Below are 23489 nucleotides of genomic sequence, written 5' to 3' on the forward strand. Positions count from 1 at the left end.
ATTGCAGTTTACTGGTCTGGCGGTATAATGCGCCCTTATTTATTTTTGCCGTCATTTTTACATAGGGGGGCGAGTGTCTCACTCACAAGAAGCAAAGCAAGCATATAGCCTTAACAAGTTGCAAAAACGCTTACGAAGGCTGGCCGGTCAGGCTGTTGGCGATTTTAATATGATCGAAGAGGGTGACCGCGTCATGGTTTGTCTGTCTGGCGGTAAATTATATTAAATAACAAATTTGTAAAGTATCCTATCTATACCCAAAAGCACTTCCCCAAGCATCAACATCTGCCGCTACCCACTTTTCAATCAATAAAAATTGAGATTTTTGTAAGCATAGCTATATTTAGTCATTGAGACTATCTATGAAATAAAGTTTGTAAGATATGAAAGTCAGTGTTTATGCAGCTGGATCTAGACGTTTCGTTTCGTTTGTTGATGAAAATGAGATCCCTGTTCAGCCACTTGCAGATGCTTTTATCTATAGTGAATTTTTGAATGCATCCTTTTCAACTAAAAAGCGGATTGCCTACGAACTGAAGATTCTACTCTGTTATTTTGAGTTACATGGGATTGAATTATCTAATAGAGTTGCATCAGGGAACTTTTTATCCTCTAACGAGATCAGCTGCCTTTATGGCCAAATGATGCTTAGGAAAGAATCTCTTGGAAAAATACAGAAAACCAGTAACACTACGGCAATTACAAGTAAGAAAATCAGAAATGCGATAAGTGCATCTAATCATAATAGTTATAAAGTGTCTTGCGAAACTCGAACAGGTAGAATAAGAACGTTAAGAAAATACCTATCCTTTTTGTTCGACTACTTTCACGGTGATGTGGTTCCTCCGAAAGGGCTCATTGGCGCATTTCAAACAATGCAAAACAGGTTAAAAGCAAAAGAAAATTATTCAACTACTAAGAGTAGAGCGCAGCCAGTTGAGCTAAGTGAGAGTGTGATTCCAGATAATATTTATAAACAGTTTCTACAGATCATCCACCCTAGCAATTCTAAAAACCCTTTCCTCAATTGCAAACTCAGAAACTATCTTATTATATCAATAATAGCTCAAACAGGGCTTCGAAGAAGTGAAGTTTGCAAGTTAAAAATATCTGATTGTCAGTTTCATGGTGACTTTAACAAAATTAGTGTATACGCCACACCAGACGACAAGAGCGACCCTCGAATCAATAGGCCAGATAAAAAGTGTGGTAGGCCTCACATGTCGGGTATTACACCACAACTAATGAGAGAAGTTCAATTCTATATTACCAATGAAAGAACTAAATATCCGAAAGCCAATAGTCATGATTTTATTTTCGTGGCAGAAAAGAACACTCATGCAACAGCGGGCTTACCTATCACTAGAGAAATGATAAATTACATATTCTCAAAAGTTTCTGCTTCATTGAACTTCAAAATTCATCCTCATCTTTTAAGACACAAATGGAATGAAAAATTAAGTGAAAATGCCGCATCAAAAGGCCTGGACAGGGAATACACTGAAGATGTAAGAAGGAACGCTATGGGATGGCAGCCGAATTCACAGATGGGAAGAGTTTACAATGACAAGCATGAGCAATTAATTGCCATTAATATAATGACCGAACACCAGGAAACGATAGATGGCTCAAAAGAATGAAAAACAAACTTCAAGCGCAGAGGTAAAGATTCCAAAGACGTTCACTTCTCAAGCTGGTCTTATTGTAAATACTTACGACAATACGTGGGTACTTGCTGCTGCCGGCCGCGGAAAGTCTATTGAAGTTACATGGCTTCATTCTTTTAAACTAAAACGAATGTTAAGGGATATTTTACTCGATACACTTATTCATTATGCAGAAACAAAAAGCTCAGCTACAACTGCAACACAGCGTTCTGCTTTGTTTTGTGCTTTTCCAAACGATGGTGAAAGCCTAGTTGAATTCGGGCAAAGGTGGTGCCAACTTAGTAATTCAACAAAGAAAACTATTAAGGGCTTTATTAATACAGCTGTAAACAAGCTCAATCATAAGTACATAAATAAGTATTATGAAATTGCCAAAAGGTATAGACATAAGCCGGAATTCAATGCTCTTAGTTCAACCAAAGGTCGATTTACTGATTATGAATATGATTCAATATTGCACAACATTAGATTGATATGTAATCAACTACCGTTAGATCCGCCAGATGATCTAGAATTCTATCGAATTAGTAATAGCTCTTGCAATAATAAGTATTTTAGTCATGTAAAATCTGTTATTGCTTACAGATTAATGCTGCAGATTGCCAGAAGGCCCAAGCAAATTGCAGCGCTGAAGTGGTGCGATATTTTGCCGATAGGTGTATCTTTTAGTGATGCAGAAATTAACAAGGAGCCAACTTTTACTGGCGTAAGCTCACTTCATCTAAGATGTTTTAAAATTAAGCAAAGTCATAGTGAAAGTACTTTTAGGTATATGCCTGAAAAATGGACAATTCCACTTAGCGAATCGTGTTCATCATTAATCCTACAGTATAGGGCAGTTTACCTTAAAGGGTTGTCTCTGAACTTCAAAAGACTTGGTGTTGAAGATCACGAGTTGAAAGCTGCTAAACTCATTAATCAGTGCCCTATTATCCCAGACCGTGAACTTTTTAGCGCAGATTTAACAAACTTGCAGATATGCTCGGCCTTAGAGTCAAAAAACTCTCCTATTTTTCATCTATCAGAATCAAATATTGAAGCCTACGCCTCACGACATGGGCAAGGGTTATCTGAAAGGCACGGTGTAGTACGAGGCACAAATAATAGATTAAGGCACACTTGGCTATGCAACGCAGCGATGGAAGGAAAGCCTCTCATAGATATATGTAAAATAACAAATGTCACAATACCTGCCGCAAGAGCTTACCTTCAGTTAGGCTTGAAGGAAAGGCAGTTTATCGATGAGCACTATGCTGCCAATGAGTTACTTAAAGAAGCATTCAGCCCCATAAGTACTTTTTCTGACTCAGATACACCTGTCTTAAATGAGATTGGATGCGCTGTAGGAGTAGAAAATAGCGAACCAACTTGTTTAGTCTGCGAGCATAAAACTCGTATGGTTAGACCTATCCCCTGTTACGGCTGTCCGAATTTCAGGCCATTGTTGGAAGGAGATCATTCCTTTATTCTTTCACAAGCGGAAGCTAAACGTGATTTCATGAAAAAGTTCCAATTTGGTCATACCAAATCAGCAGCTTTAGCTAGAATGGAAAAGGCAATCGCTTATATAAAACTCACTATAGCGTTATGTGAGGAAGCCAAACGTCTTCGGAATGGATTGGAGGGTACCTCATAAGCGAGATTAATAAATACATTATCAACCTCGAAAACTTGGTAAAAAGCTACCCTAAGAAACTGCCTGGGAACGTATTTGGAATGAACGGAAACTCGGGGAATTGGACAGATCCTGTGTGGTATATTTTAGACCATAATACAGGTGTACGACATCGATACTTATTTACTAAATCCGTCAAAGGAGAACGTAGGGAAAGTAAAGATATTTTATTGCTAAATAACAAAAACTACGATTCCATAATCCACTCAGAGCCATATTTAGAGCTTTTAAAAATTTACACGCTCGAAGTGCAATCAGCCAGTATTGTCAACAACTCCAAGCAATATAGAGTTGTAGTCGCTTCTCACATTCTAACCGAGGCAGAGAAGCTTGGTGGTTTGAATAATGTCCCGTTGAACTTCTGGAACAGCATTCCAATGTCAAACATTTTTTGGGACTTTTGTACAAAAAATAAGTTAATCGTAAGGAAAAATCGACCGTCTCACACGGATAGGGAAAGAGGTGCAGATATATATCGTCAACGCAGCGAAAAACAGTTAAAAATGACACCTGATTCTATGATTTACGCGCTTGGAGATATATTTACACAGGTTTTTTGTGACATAGATGAAGATGGTAACTTACTAAAGGGAGGTCACATTAAATTAGACGAAGCAGTTTCTATGACAACTGTGCTTTTGGGTTTAGCGGCTCCGAACAGACTAAACAGTGAAATTCCTTTGTTGCAGAATCAAAGGTTAAAGGTACTACATCCAAAAACAGGGAATGAAGTCTACTACTTAGATTGGCCAGGTAGTAAGGGTTACCTCGACAATCAAAATCACATATTAAAAGTGCTAGCTCCACAAGTAAAAAGAGCTATCGGTTTTTTTAACTTATACCTCAAGCCAGAAAGACATTTTATTCGCTATTTAAAGAACCCTAATCAAACTTGGGAAGCCATTCTTAAAGGATTCAATGTAGAAAAAGAAAGAGCTAATAACATCGATTTCAGCACCGACCCAAACATATTCACAGTTGCATATTCTTTAGGTTTCTACCCCGTTAACTATGAAGTAGATACCCTCAGTACACCTGATGCGATTTCCATAACAGAAAACTCAAAAAAATGGCGTTTTAATAGTTTCAAATGGTGTAAGAGCAGGAAGCGCCGCCTTTCAAAAAAGGATTTTTTGATTCGAAAAAGTATTGGACGAATATGTCCGAGTGACTTGATATTAAATTTAACTGGTTCAAACAACGCCCTTTACTCAGTTCAAAGGGTTTTATACTGCTCCTGTATAAGCAAAAAATTTAAAGAATCTCTAGATTTACCTTTTTTGATTACTGCTTATGAATTGGAAAATTCGGTAATTAGAATGATTTATAGGGACATCCCTAAATTCCCGCTATGCTACACAAAACTAGATAAAGGGATTGATTTGGAAAGTGCACTTTTTTGTTTATCCCCAGGAAAGCACTCTATAACTTCAACAAAAGGGATGGCGGGAAGCCCTCTCTATATATTGCCAATCAAAAGAATAACTCACCTTTTTACCCAAAGGGTTTGCGATAAGAATAAAACAAGCTCGAATTTGTTTAATAAATATGGATTTGGGGCCCAATATCTAAAACTTCATTCGCTTAGACATTTTTCGAATACACAAGCAGAGAAAGGAGGAATACCGCTGAGTGTTATAGCAGCTTGGTCCGGTCGAAAAAGCGTCAATCAAACACTGGAATATATCCACACTTCAGAAGAAGAAAAAGCTGATAGGCTTGTGAGTACCTTAGATTATAGCGAAACTAAGAAAGAAATTAGGCTCATATCAAAGGATGAACTACACGAAAATCATGGGCTACCCGCAAGCCAAACCGAAACGGGTATATGCATTCAAGAATTAACAGTTACCCCATGCAGTTACGTCAATGACTTTTTAAGCGGATGTTTTGGATGTGAGAGCGCCTGTTATATATGCGGTGATCATGCTGCTATTAACGTTCTTGAGCAAGATCTCAAATTTCAGAAAATAAGACTTCAGAAAATTCAACGTGCTCTAGAGTCGTTTATTTCCCAGGCAACTAAAGATTGGTGGGTTAAGCATTCTCAAGGTACTTCACTCCTGGAACAGCTGATTGCAGTTTTAAAAGACTATGAACGTGGTCAACTAGTAAGGATAGCACCAGATCGTTCCTGTTTTTTCATCACAAATTTAAATACTAAGCATGTTGAAAAGAAAACACTACTTCTGACCTCTGAAAGTGAACTTTTGGCAGCTTTAGAAGTGGAATCCAAAACCGAAGAATCTGTTCCAGAAAGTATGAGATCACTAATTGCCTCATTTGGACTGAAGAACAGATAGTAAGTAGCCTACTAAAAAGCAAAAATATCTGACAGCAAAGTCTTAGTGCTATCTACACTAATCTACATAGAGAGAAAAATGCCAGCTCAAACTAAAATCACAGAAGACGTCCAATTCAAAATTGAGCGATTAATTAGGCTCTGGGAAGGCAAGTTAACTTGGGAGCTGTTAACACAAAAAATCTACATGGATATGGGGATAAAGGTATCTCGGCAAACATTAGAGGGCTATAACAGCATATATATAGCTTATAGAAATCAAAAAGAACTTCTCAGAGGTGTTAGCCAAAAAACGCCAAAAAGTGTCTCTCTAAAGGAGGTTAACTTAATAAAAAGAGTTGAAGTTCTGGAAGCGGAGTTACAGATAAAGGAAAAGATAATAAATGAACAGAAGAGGTTTCTGCAAAGGATTCTCCAAAATGCTACTGAAATTCCTGCGCTAAAAGGTAATTTGGACGCTCTGATATCCGCTAGGCCAGAGGATAAACTATAATATATAAATCCTACTTATGATCTATTTCAGTTTATGAAGGAGTTACACAGATGTAACTCCCTCATAAACTAGCACATATCATCATTTAGAATGAAGAGCGGTAAGTTCTTCATTCAGTCCTGCGCGAATAGATTTACTTATTTCTTCAAATGTTTCTAATTGCTCAATTCTGTTGGTCAAGAGAGCTATCCGTTGCTCTGTTTTATCGGGCGCTCTTTCTTCGTAGAATTCACCAATTAAGTCAAATTCGCTAGCACCTACAGCATCCGACATGCTTGTAAACCAGTCTTTTATATCTTCTGTAATTGCGTCTGCAATTGCCAGCTCAAAGAGAAATGTGATTATAGTTCTTGCGGCCACATCTAGTCTTTTAGCAGCTTCTAGCCAAGTTGCAGAATTACTAAGTTGTTCCTCAGTGTAGTCTTCAGTCTGATAGTCGAAATAACGAGGGTAAGCGTTCTCAGGACTTAAAGAATCTAATGCTTTGAATACAGGCTCAAGATTTTCAAATGGCCGCGTCCCTTCAGGAAGTATCGCTCGGTTTTCCCAAAGTTGTAAAATTGTATTAAAGCAATTCAGCTTTGCTTTTTCACAATGTGCACTTTCAGCGAGCTTAATCTGCTCAGCTAGATAATTGATCATCCAAGAGGTTATTTCATCTGGACTATTTGCTTGAAAACTAGCCGCTAACTTTTTACCTAAGTTGATAACCTTTTCTTGTGTCTCTAAGTTGTCCACCTTTAGATAGGAGGAAGGTTTTGCTGTAGCCAGGGATGTATCCGAGTTCGTCATTATTATTCCTATGCATTGAGGAGCTTGTGTATGAGCGGTCAATATTCACCTGAATTGCAATTTCAACATTCATTCTTTCACAGATAAGTTCTAGAAATTCCAAAGAAGCTAATGCGTAGCTTCCATTTCTGACATAGGTGTCAGAGTCAAGGGGTTTGTCGTCACTCCAATATTTATTTTTCAGGCAAATGGACTTACTATATTCTAAAAAACAACTTTTCTGATCGTCACTGTAAGTCACTTCAAATACCTCATTTATTTGATGGCTCAATTTAAAAGGACGAGCATCTATTTCTCCAACGAAGGGATCTTTTGACTCAATATCATTGTTTTCTTCATTTCGGCTTAGCCACTTTATACAATAAAAAGGGTGGTTGGGCGGTGTATGTTCGTCAACGCAGTAGTTAAATAAATAACAGTCATATGTATGGCTTTCAAAATCTGTAACTGTGTTTAAAAGGGACTGAGCTACCTTTTTAGGCACCAGTATACTTGTGAACGAGATTCTTTCTTTTCGGCCATCTTTATACTCACTTAGCTTTCCACCTACATTAAGCCAAGTTGTTAAATCTTCAGTTACTATCAATTCATCAATAAAGTCAGATGCAGTGATTTGCCAACGCCAATCCTCATGATCCTTTTCTTGTACCCAACCTCTTCTTTCAATTGGCATTGAGTTTCTATATTCAGACAAGAGCATTCGGTTATTATTTAGAATTAAATGCTCTTTTAACCATTCGTCCCATGCTGAGATATCATTCTCCTCTTCATGGAGCACCGGCATTGACTCTAGTAGCCTAGAGGCAACTTCTAACAACAAATGATATGAGATATAAAATGTAAAATTATCAATTTTTGGATAGCTATACCTTGAGTTAAATACTTCATATGAATTTCTTTGGCTCTTCCATAGATCACTTCTCGGATCTGGTATATGGGATGAATCAAAAGAAATTCCCCACTGGTTCGTTAAAATATCTTTCACTAGATCTTGCACTTGAGAACCAGAGACACCAAATACACGTCCTAGCGGTCTACACCAATTATTTTCGAAATCGTACCCAAACCGAATATCAGGTAATGTAGGGAGTAATTTCGCCTTGTGCCACTTAGACTCTGTGTGGAAACAATACTTACTTTCATTGACACAAGTATATTGAGTTACGCAAACTTTCTTTATACTTTCAATCAGTTGGGCAGGATAACTATCAGGACTGTGCCTTTCAATTTCCAAACATATCTGCTTTGCGTAATATTGAAACAAAATCCCTTGTTTTCGATTCAAAGCGATTTTTGAAAAGAAGTCTTTATGTTTAAGCAATAATTCAGGGGATTTATGCCCCCCTCTGGTTAGGGCCACAAGCAGGTATAGTTTTGCATGTAAGTCGTAAAATTTGTACTTAGTTGGTATGTAGGATTTAGGAATACCGCAGCTATAGCATTCGATGAGTAAGCTTATTTCTGTTTGACAATTAAGATCATATAATCGAAGCACAGCATGTACTGCTCGCCAGCGTTCCTCTGGGTATGGTGAGCCTAAGTTCGCATAAATGTAGCAGCTTAAAGCATGTGTAACGTTCTCTGGAATTGAGTTATCCGTACTCCAGTTGCCATCAGCATAATCTTCATCTAGAAAACTCTCTAGTCTAGATAAACCGCTCTCAACTAACTTTTTAGCTTGTAATATTGATAGCTTACTAGCGCTGTAATGTACAAAACTAAATAAAGCACTTGCAGATTCTATATCTACTGAGTTTGAGAGCCCTTTTAATACACCTTGCCGAATCGCTTTGTGGGTACTGTTTGTGAGTATAAAGTGTTTTATTAAATAGTCTCGTTCTCGCCCTTGGGTAAACCTATTTGGAAATCTAGCTGCAAGATATTCAATCAGGTTATCCCAGGCTTTAACTACCGAGGTCTTCTCTTTCCATGCGGAAGGGATTTTTTCAAATGCACTGTGAATATCAAAAAAATTTAGCAGATCCGCCTCAGTTATAATTTTAAGAAACGTTATCAACCTCCTAGAGGTTACTTTTTGAAAGCAGCCAGACCAAAATTTGTCTGGCTCACCAGGACTTCTGCGGGAGTCAAAAGTTTTGTATGCTTCCCTAAAACCCGTTGGTGTTAGAATGTCAAAATGACCATATATACTGAACCATAGTTCGCTTTCATCCTGTTCTTGCTTTGTTCTAGAGTGATTGGTGCATTGTGCTGAGATTTCGGGCTTAGTAGTGCCAGACAGTAACTTTACATCATTCAGCTCTTCATTATGTAATCCATATTGGCTTGCTAAATTGGATATTTCTTCCCACATTGTACCAGTCGTACCGTTTATTCTTAAGTCCCTAACTAGGTGGTTTAGGATTTGCTGTTGATTGTCCTTTGAAGGTTCTAGTGATAGGCACTTACTGAAAAACTCAACTAGGCCAAACTCCCAAGTAAAGGCTGATAAAGACCACATTGAGGCAGATGTTGCAAGCTTTGAGTCAATAGCGCTATGTGCCAAGGGATACATCTGTCGGTCACTCCACCCAACACCTCTCTCTTTCCAGCGGTTTGAAATAGCGAATGCAGACTCAGGCGACAATTGAAAGCAAGTAGCGACAGCATCGTTGCGATCCCAATGCTTTTCTCTGGCAAGAGAGTCACCAATCATTTCTGCGCATCGCATATATCTGTGCGCTAGTTCAGGGTCATGTAGGTTATCTTCTGCACTTCGCTTTGCTGTAGCGGTTAACGCCTCCCACCTAGCTACAGATTCTTGCCCAAAATTAGCAGCTTTAATTAATGCCTCATCAAAGTATGACCCAGCATCATCTGGCCCCACGCTCAAAACAGCTCGAGCTAATTTAATGTAATTTTCGGAGTAAGACTCAGGTGATTCTTCCACATCAAATTTAGTTAATGTTTTAGCGCAAGAAGCTTCTATAAGCTCGCCCAATTCAAGCAATTTTTCATTCCTACAGCTTACCCTCAGGTAATACAAGTCTTTAAAGAATGACGTCTTTAACTTATTCTCTTTATAATCACTGACAAAAGCGTTAAGCACTTCAGTGCAATCTGAGCGGTACAATAGAACGTTTTGGAACTTAATTTTAGCTATTTCGTATGGGGCTGGTTCATGTTCTCTGTACGCGCTATAACCTATTTTTGACGACGCCTGGTGAGCATGTTTAAACCCTTCTGAAATATTGAACTCTTTACCTGCAAGAATTTTTGCCCTGAGCAAATACCATGGGAGTAGCTTCCCCACTAGTTCTTTAGCTCGCCCAAGTTCTCTTGAACTATCATATGAGTCCCCATCATCGCTCCAGCCTCTTGGTATATGATCTTCAAGTTTTAACTCGTAGTTACTGTCTAGTGCCGCTTGAATGGATAAAAAGCGAAGCAATGATTCTCTTGCATCGTCGTACTGATGCTCATCAGCAACTCTGTAAAGGCTAGGGTAATCATAATAATGGTTAACACCTAGCCGTATGCTTTTTGTCGGTAAGTTGTGAATTAAGCAGGCTTCAAAGAATGACAAGTATGCGTCAAGTGAATATCCGGTGTTATCAAAAGAGTAAGAAGGCTTTTCTAAATAAGAACTGGGTTGAACAATTTGAGTTAGGCAGCTATCTAAGCAAGTCTTAGGGGGCGCTTTTCCTACTTTCATTAGTTCAGCAGTGATAGCCAAAATAAAGCTCGGATTATCCTTGCCATAGGTTGCCATTGAATCAATTGTTTCAAATTCACCAGTGTCTACCAATCTAGATACAAATTTCGATGTTACCCTAAATACATCAGGTGGGCGCCAAGATAACAAGAAATCTACGCATTTTTCCCAACCATTTAATCGATAAATTGCCGCAGCCAACTCCAAAAGTTCGGTCAGTTCTAACTTTTCATGAAATCGTTCTTTTTTTTGTTTGGCTTTTTTTCTTTGTTGAAGATATCTGCGTAACCAGTGGCCGGCAGATCTGAGGTAACTGCGAGCTTCCCCGCTGAAGCCGGGCAAGCTTGAAAGCAAAGAAGCTGAATAAATGGTCTCAGAACCATTCCAACCACCTTGAAGCTCTTTCCTATGCGCTAGCTCTTGAATGCGAGGAGGAGTTAGAAATTGGGTAGCGAGATCTATGTTGTTAGAGAGTATATCGAGCTGGCGTTCACTTCCTGCGATCTCTTCGCCCGCCCTAAGGGCTAGTTCGGCCGCCTCATATAGTCTACTCGCTTTTAAGGCCGCTCTAAAAGCATATTGCAGTCTTTGTACTTTAACTTGGTTATCGTCATATGAGCTGACTGAAGGTAGGTAGTCTTCGGATAACGCCAGTTGAACTAGTTCATCAAACCGCTCAGATTTTAAAAGAAGTACAGGAATAGCTTCAGCTACATAAGGCAGCTTTTCGACTAGTGGCTTAATGGTATCCACATATTTTGAGATTTCTGTTGGAGATCCAGAATAGTTGTCCTGGAACCATTTTTCGGTTGGTTCATCTCTGAACTGAACAGAGTCATCGATTAGCCATAGCGGGCGGCCTAAATCAGCAACAAAGCTTCTAACAGAATCAGCAGATACATGTGCAGCACTAGCTAAGACTTCTATGGGCACAAAGGGCGGAAGTGTAGCTAAGCCCGTACAGATACTCTCTATGCTCTCTCTAAAATCTTTGGGAAACTCATCTTTTATTCTTGCTATTGATTCTTCTAACTGCCTTTCTATTAAATCTTCTACCGTCATCTGGTTAGAACCAAATGATAGTAGAAGCTCGTTGAGAGATTTGGACTTCAATGCTAGTGCATTTGATTGAACGCGAGGGTTACCATCTGTTAAACGCGTAAACTCTAAGGCTTGCTCTAAATGTGCTTCTGGGTATTTCTGCTGTAAATTTGACAGCGTTTCTTCAGCCGAGAAAGTGGAAAGCTCAATTTTGTTAATACTGTTTGGTGGATCTAGTAGGTCTAACCTTTCTGGTCTACAGGTAAATACTAGTCTACAATTTTGAGGCACTGACTCTTTCAATAATTGGTTTGCAAAACAAGCTTCTCCAAATTCTTCTGCTGCCATCTCCGCGTTGTCTGCGGCATCAAATATTATAACTAAAAGAGCTTTTTCATCCGTCGATAAGAGAGTTAAGCAAACTTCATTAATCCGGTTTAGAAATGCCTTTATCCAATAATCATCAGGTTCATTTCTTGCCGGAATTATTTGGTCACATAGTCCATCCTTAGCAAGAGTATTAATTACTTGTATAAAAGCATGCTTAGCACCATGGCGCTTAGCACTTGGCCTTCTGTAATTACCATTACCAAAACAATCATAAGCAATTACAATGGACGTCTCAGTAAATTCTCCTGCTAAGTTACAGCTTAAAATCGATTTACCAACACCACCATTCGCAGTAATGATAGTGTGATTTCTAGCTTTTTCTATTGATGAGACGATACTCGTTTGTTCTTCTCTAGGTATGTAATGTGGTATAGGTTCGAACATTGGAGGAGCAGGAAAAAAATCATTAATGTCTGTGACATCAAAAGCCTCTAGCATATCTTCTTTTTTGATTATATTGGATTTACTGGGTTCTATCTTTTCCCAGACTTTAGCAACAAGGAGCTTTTCCCTATCCTTGATATCTTTAGAAACAGACAGCTTTGCTAGCTCTTTATGAATGTCGTATTTCTGCTCGTCGTAGTTTCCTTCAGAGTCACATAGTCTTAAGCTACTACAAAAGCCTTTAAGCTCAACCCCGTCAAGCTTTGTATATTTTTTGAGTGTCTTTGTAAACTGGTTGTCAGCCTGCTCACCATTGGCAAGTTTCTCTATATTTGCTTTAAAATCAGGCGCGATTAACCTATTAGTGATCACAGAAAATGTTGCACTTTTATAATCTAGAGCATTGGTCGTTAACTCCAAAAAACGTTGTGATAAGCCTATGATCGTGTCTTTCAATAAAGATAGAGTAAAGGGTTTATCAGCTCGAACCGTTGAGTGCTTAAGCTGGAAATACTCAACGAACTTGTCTCCACTTTTTGATTTCCTATATTCAGCTAAATCGACTACACACTCTCCACTCATTTCGGACTCTTGGGAGCCTTCGATAGTGACATATAACAAATCGGTATTGAAATCCAGCAATTCTAGGCATCGTTTTATTGCCCATCTATAGTGAAAAATATCACCAGCCCTTGAGTAGTGAATTAAATCAGAGTTCTTTTTCATATCTGCTTTATTATTCAATAAATTATGACGTTATAGAAAATAAACAAGTGAAACTATTAAAACTTTCTAAAAAACTGTATGCATATGGGTTCAAAATCAATACTCACATTTTAAGCCTCTGCAACCATAGATTTATTCCGCATCTTATCTTTGCGGCCATTAGCATTTACGAGAGCCGGCTCTATACCGTCCATATAGCTATGCTCATAAGTGATTTCTTTGGTGGGAGTTTTTAACACTGCTTTAATGCTCACATGGCAACTTTGCCCATCCTCCAAACCTGCAATATAATCAGCTTGTTCAGTTGTCAGATTACCCTCAAAAAGAATAACATCATTAAAGGATAATCTAGGGACGACGCACCTGTGCATGAAGTTGTCACACTTAACGTTCACACCGCCATAATTAAACTCAATAGTTATATGCTTTATCGTGATATCAAATGAGTTAAAGTTTATTCCACGCAACCATAATTTACACTTCGGTAACTCATTTAGCCACAACTCAAATGGCTTATGTCTTGGCCGCAGATCAATGTTCACTTTAGTTACTACGAGGCTTTTCGGATAAAAAACACTAATCAAATGAGTATAAACTGTAGCAGCTGCACTCGCAAAAATCTTTAACACTTGGCTTACATCTCGTTTCCTAAATAAGGTAAAGAAAAACACACCAATACCACTGAAAATCCACTCCTTGTGATCCATCAACATTTCAATCATACAAATATCCTTAATTTAGTGCCCATGTGCATTCCCGAGGTAGACTGGTTAGTGCTCTTTTGCCAAGCTATTTAACTCTAAGTGCCTCAGGTAGGACTCGAACTTCTACTAGCTATTCATTGTTAAACAATCCTACCTTGATCGACAAGTATTAATTTTTAGAATCAAGGGTATGCCCACGTAGAGTAACCCTCTTAAGGGATGCACGACATTAAAATCGAGTCTGGAATAGATAAATGCGCCAAATATGGCGGAACAGTTGCCAACATCGTATGCTATAACGCTTATAGGGTTAAGGGTGTTCAAAAAACAGTCCACTGAGATTAACCCTCTTTAAAAACCGGGTAGCAATGTCACTCAATACAGCTCTTTAGCAAATATTGATGCAGCTTTAATAAGGATATCACGCTCTTCTGACACCTCGTTGAGACGCTGTTTTAGTGATTTAACAATCAAGCTACCGTTTGAACAATCATCTTGGTTAGCCGCTTTGATCCAAGAATATAAGGTGCTCTGCCCTATCTCTAAGTCTTTTGCTACATCAACGACTCGCTCGCCATCAAACAGTACTCTTTTGGTCGCTAATGACTTAATTTCATTTGAGTAAGTTTTACTCACTTTCATGTTCCTTGATCAATGCTTAGGATTACTAAGTATACATGATAGAGTAAAGCTTAGAGAATCTAAGTACCAGCTTTTTATTATGATTTACCTTTGGATTTTACTAACCCCCTCCCAATTCGGCTTAAGGAAGCTAGGACAAGAGCAAATATTTCTCAAAGAGACTTGGGAATCAGAATTGGCTTGGAGCCAGGTTCTGCGAGTGGGCGCATGAACCATTACGAGAAAGGTAGGCATACACCTGATCTACAAACGCTAAAACGGATAGCTGAAGAGCTAGATGTTCCATTAAACTATTTTTTTTGTGAAAGTGATGTAATGGCAAAACTAGTCTTGTTCTTCGAGCAGTTGTCAGAAAAAAGAAAGTTGGAACTACTACAAAATTTAGAAAGCGAACTAAAGAACCGACGAAATTAACTACGGAACACATTAGTTTTTGTGGCTCATATCTGACCTTACGGATTGAGCTCAGATTTCCTCCGCAGACTGCTATGGTCGAACACCTACCATTTAAGTACATTCGGTTCATATCACCTACTGTCTAAATCAACTTAATTTTTATTAAAACAGTAGTTTAGGCGTGTTACCTCCTACTTTAAATAATGAGTATTCTTGCAAAGCCCCTCCGATAAACTACTATGTACGCGCAGCAAAAGGAGCTATAGCCACATTGACCGGAGTCAAAGAAATCTCAATATAAGTGCGCGAAGCTATCGAGGCAGATTCAGACACACTTCGTATGTTGATAGAGGTTTTACGTGATAACGTTGATTATAGAGGAGTTACATAGTGATCTCTATCAATTGCAAAATTAGCTAATTTTGCTAATTTGACTAGATTGGTTATCTGTTCGAGTGAGTATTGAGAGTCACTGAACAAAGCTCAGACTTTCCTGACGATACACCAAGCACTTGAGAGCGTGCCACGTAAGCAATATATGGCAGAATCTCACTTCCAATTACTCAAGTATGCAGATGAACTTCAAAGCATAACTGCGAAAAAGTCAGCCTCAGGCCGATTGAAACAAGCAGACTTGGACGTGGGCAAAATGTAGGGAAGAAAATGACTAATAGTAAATATCCTCGTGGTTCTGAATGGCGTAAGTGGGACCTACATATTCACACCCCAGCGTCTTTTCATTGGGATGGCCCAAGATTTAACTCAAATCCATGTGCACCAGAAAATGCTCCTTTAGTAGATGAAATGATCCATGCAATGAATGCAGCAGAACCAGCTGTATTTGCAATTATGGATTATTGGACTTTTGATGGGTGGTTTGCGTTAAAGCATCGTTTAACACAAGAAGATGCTCCCAAACTGGAGAAAACAGTGTTCCCTGGCATTGAACTGCGGTTAATGGCTCCAATGCGAAGTAGGCTAAATGCACACGTTCTTTTCTCTGACAGCACTCCTGACCAAGAGCTTGTTGATTTCAAGAGCAAACTACAAATTGCACTAATAAGCAGGCCGTTGTCTGATACCGCCTTAATACAAGTTGCAAGAAGTGTTCAACCCGACAAGCTACGCCACCACGGTCTAAATCAACAGCGTGTGAATGACTCTGACAGTGAAGCTCTCAAAGCGGGGTCCATAATCGCTGAAGTCACATGCGAAAGCTACCTAGATGCCATTAGCAATGTAAGCGAAAATCAGGCAATTGGTTACATGCCGTTTAATACTTACGACGGCCTTACTGAAATTGAACGTAATGAGCATTACGCCTACTCATTAACCCTTTTCAAGTCTTCGCCAATCTTTGAAACAAGAGACTATGCAACATGGGCTGCGTTCGCTGGTGTAAAAGTCACTGAAAATGAACGATGGTTTGATGCTTTCCAGACGGCTCTGGACAACCAGCCTAGACTTGCTGTTTCAGGTAGCGATGCTCATAGGTTCACTGGTGAGTCAGGAAACAATGATCGCCGAGGGTACGGCGACTACCCGTCAGGCAAAGTAACTTGGATAAAAGCGAACCCAACATTTGAAGGGTTACAGCAAGCAATAAAGGAACCAGCAAAGCGATCATTTATTGGCGCAACTCCGCCAAAGCGACAACTTGTAAATGAAAACAGAAGTCGTTTCATCGAAAAGCTAGAAATCAGTAAATCTACTGGGGCACCACTTTCAGGTACCTGGCTTGACCAAACCGAGTTACATCTAAACCATGATTTGGTAGCAATTATTGGCAATAAAGGCAGCGGTAAAAGTGCATTAGCTGATATTGCTGCACTACTTGGTAACTCCAAACAAAGCCACCATTTCTCTTTCTTGAGAGAAAACCGATTCAGGGGGAAAACAGGCGAACCAGCGCGTCACTTCAATGCAAAAGTAACATGGGGTGATGCAGAAGAATTAGCGAAAAATCTTAATGAAAACCCAGCAACTGAAAATGTTGAACTCGTAAAGTATATTCCTCAGGGACACTTTGAAGAACTGTGTAATGCACATGTCTCTGGCCAGTCAGATGCTTTCGAGAAAGAGCTAAGATCTGTAATTTTCTCACATGCTGATGATTCTATACGTTTAGGGGCTCATGACTTTGGCCAGCTTATCGAGCAGCAAGAAAGTTCACTTCGAAGTCAGCTCGAAAGCTATCGCAGCGAATTGCACAAGATAAATGAGCAAATTGCATTCGTTGAAAGTCAGATGACTGATGAATCGAGAAAGACACTCGAAGAACTATTAGCTCAAAAACAGAGGCTACTCGAAGAACATACAAAGGTTAAGCCAGAAGAGGTTCCAGAACCAACGAGTGAGCTCACGAATGAACAACAAGAAGTAGCTGAACAGCTTACTGCAATTAGCCAAGAGCTTGAAGAACTACAGCAACAACAAGAATCAAATCGAGAAGAGATAACAAAGCTAGCAGCAAAGAAAAAATCATGTAAGAACATCAAAGCCGGCTTCGAAATTGTCAAACGCGCAGTGAGTCAATTTACTTCTGAGTTTAACTATGACGCCGACCTTGTGGGCTTAGACGTCGAGAGCCTAATCAAGCTAGAAATTGATGAAAAAGCAGTTTCAGATTTCGAAAGCGCCAGCACTACACGTGGCAATGAACTAAAAGAAAATCAATTGTCACTTGATGCCCAAAAGCAATTTCTTATAGAGAAGAAGGCTCCATTAAACGCACAGCTAAATGCACCACAGCAAGAATTTCAGCAATATAAAGAGCAACTTAAAATTTGGGAAGAAAAGAAGACAGCGTTATTAGGGACCAAGGATGAGCCAGACTCTCTTGAGGGTGTTAAACATAGAAAAATTCAACTTGAACAGCTGCCAACTCAAAGACAGGAACTACATGAGCAACGGCAGGAATTAACTCGCCAAATATTCAGAGTCCTTAATGAGCAAAAGGCGAATCGCGAGGCACTCTTTGAGCCAGTACAATCTCTCATCCAAAATAATGCCCTGATCCGTGATGAATATAAATTGCAGTTTAGAGCCGAACTGAGTAGTACAATAGACCAAGTTTCGAACAAATTATTCTCTATTGTAAAACAAGCGTCAGGAGAGTTTAGAGGCGAGTCTGAAAGCCTGTCAGTAATGAAAGAGCTAATGGATAGGCACGATCTTGATAACGAAGAGTCTCTTATCGGCTTTGTTCAAGAGCTACATCATAAACTAGAGGATGCGTCTAAGAACCCGACAGGCATAGATTCACTGCTACGTAAAGACCGTACAGCAAATGAGGTCTATGATCTTATATTTGGCCTAGATTACCTTGAGCCAAGGTACACTCTAATGTTCCAAGATGCGCACATTGGGCAACTGTCACCAGGTCAAAGAGGTGCATTACTTTTAATTTTCTACCTACTTGTGGATAAGGGCAACACTCCCATTATCTTAGATCAACCTGAAGAAAACTTGGACAATGAAACAATTGTCAGCTTACTTGTGCCTGTGTTGACTGAAGCAAAACAAAAGCGACAGATCATTATGGTTACACACAACCCAAATCTTGCTGTCGTCTGCGATGCAGAGCAGATAATCCACTGCGAGTTTGACAGAACAAATGGGCACAACATCACATATACATCAGGGGCCATTGAGTGCAGCACAATCAACAACAAAGTGGTTGATGTGCTTGAGGGTACAATGCCTGCATTCGACAACCGTAGAATGAAGTACATGTAAACCAATCACAAGCTAAGCCAGCCAGAAGGCGGGCCTGCTTGAATATCAGGAAAATTTCTCTAAGAATGATATGAATTAGTGTGATTACCAAGGGATACTGACGGTATAAGTACCAAGCGATTTTGACGTAATCACACTATTACAGTTTATATATTCACCTTAATTAGTTCCATCCACATTTATACTTGATAAATTAAGAGATTTTTATCAAGTATAAATCTTGTGGAAATCACCTTCATCATTTACTTTTCTTTTGTGGCTCTAGTTTATTATAAAAATAATCTACTCACATAGGCTGTCTAATTTTTAAACTTCGTAAAACATTTCGATAAGGTTAGAATGAGAAACTTCAGGACCTTGAAATTCATATTTTGCTCTCTTCCCAGAACGGTCGATAGACAAATCTTCAAAATTAAATAAACTCTTGTCCGCAAGTTGGGATGGACTAACATTTTGAATACCGTTAAATATATTTTCTACCCGTCCTGGGCTAGTTTCATCCCAGTCAGCAAGCATATTTTTTATTACCTTTCGCTGGAGGTTTTCCTGAGAACCACATAAATTGCATGGAATGATTGGAAATTTACAGATTTCTGCATATTTTGCTATGTCCTTTTCACGACAGTACGTCAATGGTCTAATAACAATGTTTCTTTTATCATCACTAAGCAGCTTTGGTGGCATTGATTTTATTTTACCATTGTTAAACATATTCATTAAAAGCGTTTCAACAGCATCATCCATATGGTGCCCTAAAGCAATCTTTGTAGCATTAATCTCTTCTGCAAAGGTATACAGAGAACCTCTACGAAGCCTAGAGCAAAGTGAGCAAGTGGTTTTCCCCTCAGGTACCTTTTCTTTCACAATTGAGTAGGTATCTTTGTCAATGATATAGTAGTCAACCCCTTTTTCTTCTAGATATTCTGGAAGAACGTGTTCAGGAAAGCCAGGCTGTTTTTGGTCTAAGTTTACAGCAACCACATCAAAGTTTATTGGAGCCACACGTTTAAGATGTAGCAGAATATCAAGCATCACGAAACTGTCCTTGCCACCCGATATAGCCGCCATCACTTTGTCACCTTCTTTGATCATATCAAAGTCAATTACGGCCTTACCTGTCAGACTGCGCAAGCGTTTTTGCAGTTTCAGTTGGTTTTTAGATAGTTCTGTGGTCATGTAATGCAAATCCTATGCTCCATAAAAGAGCAATTGTTACTTTGAGTCGTTACAGCTCCGAAAGACGGCACACTGTAGTATCTATTAAAAAATATCGCATTTTACAAAAATAAACCTTTTAGTAAAACCACTATTTTTTTATCTGGTTAAGTTGCGAATTAGGCTCTAAACATCGCAATCGACCCTCCACACTGATCACTTATTAAAGATAGCGAAAGTAAGACCCAGAGCTGAAAGTTAACGTAGTGTAGAAACCATTACAGAAACAGACCAGATGGCTTGAAATCTCTCCAAAATGAGGGAGTTTTGTAAAGCTTCAAGATACCACTTTCTAGTGATGATACCTACTGTTTCACCTTTACATTACAAAAGTGACTATAAATGTTAGCTTTAAAATTGTTATCAAGTCCTTTACTTTATATTTTAACTAGCATTTCGTTCTACAAACACATTTGAGTGCTATGGTTTATTGAATATAAGGTAAAGATAGCTACACCTTACTGGACGTACTACAGCACCTTCAGCGTGTTGCCCCTATCAAGTTCGATGTATTCGCCATTAACCTTGATCAGAAGCAACCCGGGTTCCCTGAACATATCTTACCCGAATATCTCGATACCCTAGGCATTGAGTATAAGATTGTTGAGGAAGACACCTATTCAATCGTAAAAGACAAGATCCCCGAAGGTAAAACCACCTGCTCGCTGTGCTCACGCCTGCGCCGTGGTATCTTGTACCGCACGGCAAAAGAGATGGGGGCCACCAAAATAGCGCTGGGTCATCACAGAGATGACATGATTGAAACCATGTTCCTCAACATGTTTTACGGCGGCAAGTTAAAAGGCATGCCTCCTAAGCTGATGAGTGATGATGGTCAGCATATGGTGATACGTCCTCTGGCCTACTGTAAAGAAGCTGATATCGCGCAGTATGCGCAAAGCCAGGCTTTCCCCATCATTCCCTGTAATCTATGTGGCTCACAAGAAAACCTGCAGCGTAAGCATGTCAAAGCGATGCTCAACGAGTGGAATAACTCTCACCCAGGCAGAGTTGAAAGTATTTTTACCGCTATGCAAAATGTTGTTCCTTCCCATCTTGCCGATCATGCACTGTTTGATTTCAAGGGTTTGCAAAAAGACGACATCATTGATGGTGGGGACATTGCGCTCGATAAACCACAGTTCCCTGACGCGCCACAAGGCACGGTACAGGATGAGGACGAACAAATCGTTCAGATCCAAGCTATTGAGCTTAGCTAAATCATACCAATTTGCTTAGTTAAGTGTTCTATTTTAAGGCGAGAAAGTAGGGTCGATAACAAGGCTAAAATTTGTGAACCTATGTCTAAGGTATAAGGTTCTAAATGAGAAATTTTTAACGCCGTTAGCGCCATATTTACGTCTTCAAATTGAACAGGTATTAAGTGAAGTTGGTATAAAGTGTTCCGGATGCGCCGGCATCCGGTTCCGACAACGCAGATCCCTGCCATACAATCCCACACAGCGGTGCAAACAGCAAAATACCGATACAAAAATAAGAATTTAGTTTCTTTTTTTTAACTTTTTGCCCATCAGAGTTCCCACTAAAGGGATTTTTGTTTACAATGTGTGATGATAATCATTTTTAATTGCAATTAGCAAAACAACCTAAAGTCAGGTACTCCATGTCCACCAAACTACGTTTGTTGATTTCATTCTTACTGGTTGGCTTACTGCCCGCCGCATTTATGGCAATCACATCCTTAATGACCGCATCCGATGCGTTGGAACGTCAGGCTTATAATCAGCTGACCTCAATCAAACATATAAAACATCGCCAAATTGACGATTACTTCCAGGCACGCAAGGCAGACCTAAGTCTGATTGCCGCACAATGGCAACAAATCGCCAGTACTGAAGTAAATGCAACTACAGCTCAGTTAGCGCATAAAAACCATGCTTTGTTTAAACACTTTATTGAACAGAAAGGATTTTATGACTTGTTCATTATAGACACTGACGGCTTTATTGGTTACACCGTCGCACAGGAGAGCGATTATGAGACCAATCTGAGATCTGGGCCCTATCGCGACTCCGGACTGGCACAGTTGTTTCGCAATACACTCAGCCGTAAGCAGTTTTCTATTACTGACTACCAACAGTATGCCCCCAGCAACAATGAACCAGCCGCCTTTATAGGCGTCCCGATCCAAATCAACGGACGAACACACTCTGTTATTGCTTTGCAAATCGCCATTGATACCATCAACGACATCATGCAACAACGCGATGGTATGGGTAAAACCGGTGAGTCTTATCTGGTCGGCTCAGATTTGAGAATGCGCTCTGATTCATATCTCGACCCCACTGCACACAGTGTGACAGCGAGCTTTGCAGGTTCAGTTGCCCATAACGGGGTCGATACCTACGCGGTCAGACGCGGTTTACAGGGGTTCTCTGAAACTAAACTGATCATTGATTACAACGGCAACCCGGTCTTGTCTGCCTATATGCCCTTTCAGTTCGAGAATCTGAACTGGGTATTGTTGAGCGAGATTGATAAAGCGGAGGCTTTTGCACCGATTTATCAATTATATTGGTTTATTGCGATAATTGGCGGAATTGCAATTATTACAATCAGCATTGCTACCTGGTTAATAGCCAATTCTGTTTTACGTCCACTTGGCGGCGAACCCAGTATGATGCGCGATATCAGTGAACGTATCGCCTCAGGTGATTTGCGCCAGGATTTCAGCCAGGATACCAATGTTACCGGTGTGTATGGTGCGATGCGACAAATGACCAGTTATCTCACGGGCGTGATTGGGACCATTAGTGAGACAACCTCCCAACTTGCTGTCACAGCCAGCCAGACCAGTGCAGCCAGCGAACAAGCTAATACCAGCCTGCAAGAACAACATGCAAATATAGAGCAAGTCGCGCTCGCTATCAGTGCAACAGCTCAATCCATTGAAAGCGTTGCCAGCAGCGCTAATCAGGTTGCTGTACTCAGTGTCAGAGCAGAAGAAAGTACAGACGCAGCCAGTCACACTTTGGCACAGTGCGTTTCAAAAATGAGCACTTTGGATCAAGTGATTAATGACTCTGAGCGTGCAATTAAGAATGTAGAATCTGGCGCCCAGAACATCGGCAAGGTCATAGAAGTGATACAGGCAATCACCGAGCAAACTAACCTGCTTGCATTAAACGCCGCCATCGAAGCTGCTCGCGCAGGTGAACACGGCCGGGGCTTTGCTGTCGTTGCAGACGAAGTACGCCAGCTGGCGCACAAAACTCAGCAATCGACTGGCGATATTGAAACCATGATCCTTGAGCTGCAAAGCGCTACCACACAGGCTGTTGATAAAATGCATCAATCTTCCGAAGTCGCACAGGCCTCTATCTCAGCCACCAATGAGAGCGCCCAAAGCCTGCACAAAAGCGTCACACAGATCCAGGAGATTTCAGTAAGTGCCAGACGCATCGCACAAGAAGCACAGCAACAGACCTCGACGACTGAAGAGATCAGCTACAATATTGATGCGATCAAACAAGCGGCACTGGATAACGCAGCCGGAGCCGATCAGGTTGCCAGTGCAAGTCTGGATCTGGACAAACAGTCAAGAAAACTGAAACAAATTACGGCCAGCTTCAAGCTGCCATAAATAGCATTCCATTGCTTACAGCGTAAGCCAACTGGTTAGAATCAGTTGGCTTACGCTATTTTGGA

13 protein-coding genes and 2 pseudogenes are annotated in these 23489 nt (G+C 40.0%); 10 read left to right on the forward strand and 5 right to left on the reverse strand.

Annotated features, from left to right (window positions below; translation table 11 throughout):
* Nucleotides 1-73: 73 nt before the first annotated feature.
* From QNM19_RS20465 to QNM19_RS20485, 5 genes and pseudogenes are all read left to right on the forward strand, one after another.
* Nucleotides 74-217 (forward strand): annotated as a pseudogene (locus tag QNM19_RS20465) (tRNA 2-thiocytidine(32) synthetase TtcA); the annotation flags it as partial.
* Nucleotides 218-383: 166 nt separating this feature from the next.
* Entirely contained in the window at nucleotides 384-1640 is a 1257-nt protein-coding gene (locus tag QNM19_RS20470; RefSeq protein ID WP_284027149.1) for a site-specific integrase, read from the forward strand.
* Complete coding sequence (locus QNM19_RS20475) at nucleotides 1624-3303, forward strand: hypothetical protein (RefSeq protein ID WP_284027150.1); 1680 nt, start codon at nucleotides 1624-1626, stop codon at nucleotides 3301-3303. Before QNM19_RS20470 ends, QNM19_RS20475 begins: the two co-directional genes overlap by 17 nt.
* 80 nt (nucleotides 3304-3383) lie before the next feature.
* Complete coding sequence (locus QNM19_RS20480) at nucleotides 3384-5645, forward strand: hypothetical protein (protein ID WP_284027151.1); 2262 nt, start codon at nucleotides 3384-3386, stop codon at nucleotides 5643-5645.
* Between the two features lie 78 nt (nucleotides 5646-5723).
* Complete coding sequence (locus QNM19_RS20485; RefSeq protein WP_156202401.1) at nucleotides 5724-6137, forward strand: hypothetical protein; 414 nt, start codon at nucleotides 5724-5726, stop codon at nucleotides 6135-6137.
* Nucleotides 6138-6218: 81 nt separating this feature from the next.
* On the opposite strand, the gene QNM19_RS20490 is transcribed toward QNM19_RS20485, so the two are convergent.
* The 4 genes from QNM19_RS20490 to QNM19_RS20505 all read right to left on the reverse strand — a co-directional run bounded on the left by QNM19_RS20490 (nucleotide 6219) and on the right by QNM19_RS20505 (nucleotide 14465).
* Nucleotides 6219-6929: a hypothetical protein gene (locus QNM19_RS20490; protein ID WP_049865752.1), complete on the reverse strand. Its 711-nt coding sequence runs from the start codon at nucleotides 6927-6929 to the stop codon at nucleotides 6219-6221.
* Nucleotides 6832-13125, reverse strand: coding sequence for a hypothetical protein (locus QNM19_RS20495; RefSeq protein WP_284027152.1), 6294 nt, complete (start codon nucleotides 13123-13125; stop codon nucleotides 6832-6834). The genes QNM19_RS20490 and QNM19_RS20495 overlap by 98 nt, the downstream gene beginning before the upstream one ends.
* Before the next feature lie 110 nt (nucleotides 13126-13235).
* Entirely contained in the window at nucleotides 13236-13847 is a 612-nt protein-coding gene (locus tag QNM19_RS20500) for a hypothetical protein (protein WP_049865751.1), read from the reverse strand.
* 357 nt (nucleotides 13848-14204) lie between these two features.
* Nucleotides 14205-14465 carry a transposase gene (locus tag QNM19_RS20505; RefSeq protein ID WP_197094361.1) on the reverse strand — a complete coding sequence of 87 codons (261 nt, stop codon included), beginning with the start codon at nucleotides 14463-14465 and terminating at the stop codon, nucleotides 14205-14207.
* Between the two features lie 96 nt (nucleotides 14466-14561).
* On the opposite strand from QNM19_RS20505, the gene QNM19_RS20510 reads away from it, so the two are divergent.
* The 3 genes from QNM19_RS20510 to QNM19_RS20515 all read left to right on the forward strand — a co-directional run bounded on the left by QNM19_RS20510 (nucleotide 14562) and on the right by QNM19_RS20515 (nucleotide 18605).
* Nucleotides 14562-14885, forward strand: coding sequence for a helix-turn-helix domain-containing protein (locus QNM19_RS20510; protein WP_082225542.1), 324 nt, complete (start codon nucleotides 14562-14564; stop codon nucleotides 14883-14885).
* Between the two features lie 475 nt (nucleotides 14886-15360).
* Nucleotides 15361-15522, forward strand: a complete 162-nt coding sequence (locus QNM19_RS24480) for an HTH-like domain-containing protein (RefSeq protein WP_465251001.1) — start codon at nucleotides 15361-15363, stop codon at nucleotides 15520-15522.
* A gap of 8 nt (nucleotides 15523-15530) precedes the next feature.
* Nucleotides 15531-18605 carry a TrlF family AAA-like ATPase gene (locus QNM19_RS20515; protein ID WP_284027153.1) on the forward strand — a complete coding sequence of 1025 codons (3075 nt, stop codon included), beginning with the start codon at nucleotides 15531-15533 and terminating at the stop codon, nucleotides 18603-18605.
* A gap of 306 nt (nucleotides 18606-18911) precedes the next feature.
* On the opposite strand, the gene ttcA (QNM19_RS20520) is transcribed toward QNM19_RS20515, so the two are convergent.
* The gene (gene ttcA, locus QNM19_RS20520; protein ID WP_049863014.1) at nucleotides 18912-19781 is read right to left on the reverse strand and encodes a tRNA 2-thiocytidine(32) synthetase TtcA; all 870 of its coding nucleotides are present in this window, start codon (nucleotides 19779-19781) and stop codon (nucleotides 18912-18914) included.
* Nucleotides 19782-20260: 479 nt separating this feature from the next.
* On the opposite strand from ttcA (QNM19_RS20520), the pseudogene ttcA (QNM19_RS20525) reads away from it, so the two are divergent.
* Nucleotides 20261-21040, forward strand: a pseudogene (gene ttcA, locus QNM19_RS20525) (tRNA 2-thiocytidine(32) synthetase TtcA); the annotation flags it as partial.
* 404 nt (nucleotides 21041-21444) lie between these two features.
* Nucleotides 21445-23424, forward strand: a complete 1980-nt coding sequence (locus QNM19_RS20530) for a methyl-accepting chemotaxis protein (protein WP_049863013.1) — start codon at nucleotides 21445-21447, stop codon at nucleotides 23422-23424.
* Nucleotides 23425-23489: the final 65 nt, after the last annotated feature.

It is taken from the genome of Pseudoalteromonas ardens (assembly GCF_030125445.1).
Classification (GTDB): Bacteria; Pseudomonadota; Gammaproteobacteria; order Enterobacterales; family Alteromonadaceae; genus Pseudoalteromonas; species Pseudoalteromonas ardens.

Coding starts and splice junctions, on each gene's coding strand:
- QNM19_RS20500 (WP_049865751.1), bottom strand. CDS start 13,847: ATGATTGAAATGTTGATGGATCACAAGGAGTGGATTTTCAGTGGTATT.
- QNM19_RS20490 (WP_049865752.1), bottom strand. CDS start 6,929: ATGACGAACTCGGATACATCCCTGGCTACAGCAAAACCTTCCTCCTAT.
- QNM19_RS20475 (WP_284027150.1), top strand. CDS start 1,624: ATGGCTCAAAAGAATGAAAAACAAACTTCAAGCGCAGAGGTAAAGATT.
- QNM19_RS20485 (WP_156202401.1), top strand. CDS start 5,724: ATGCCAGCTCAAACTAAAATCACAGAAGACGTCCAATTCAAAATTGAG.
- QNM19_RS20495 (WP_284027152.1), bottom strand. CDS start 13,125: ATGAAAAAGAACTCTGATTTAATTCACTACTCAAGGGCTGGTGATATT.
- QNM19_RS20470 (WP_284027149.1), top strand. CDS start 384: ATGAAAGTCAGTGTTTATGCAGCTGGATCTAGACGTTTCGTTTCGTTT.
- QNM19_RS20480 (WP_284027151.1), top strand. CDS start 3,384: ATGAACGGAAACTCGGGGAATTGGACAGATCCTGTGTGGTATATTTTA.
- QNM19_RS20515 (WP_284027153.1), top strand. CDS start 15,531: ATGACTAATAGTAAATATCCTCGTGGTTCTGAATGGCGTAAGTGGGAC.
- QNM19_RS20530 (WP_049863013.1), top strand. CDS start 21,445: ATGTCCACCAAACTACGTTTGTTGATTTCATTCTTACTGGTTGGCTTA.
- ttcA (WP_049863014.1), bottom strand. CDS start 19,781: ATGACCACAGAACTATCTAAAAACCAACTGAAACTGCAAAAACGCTTG.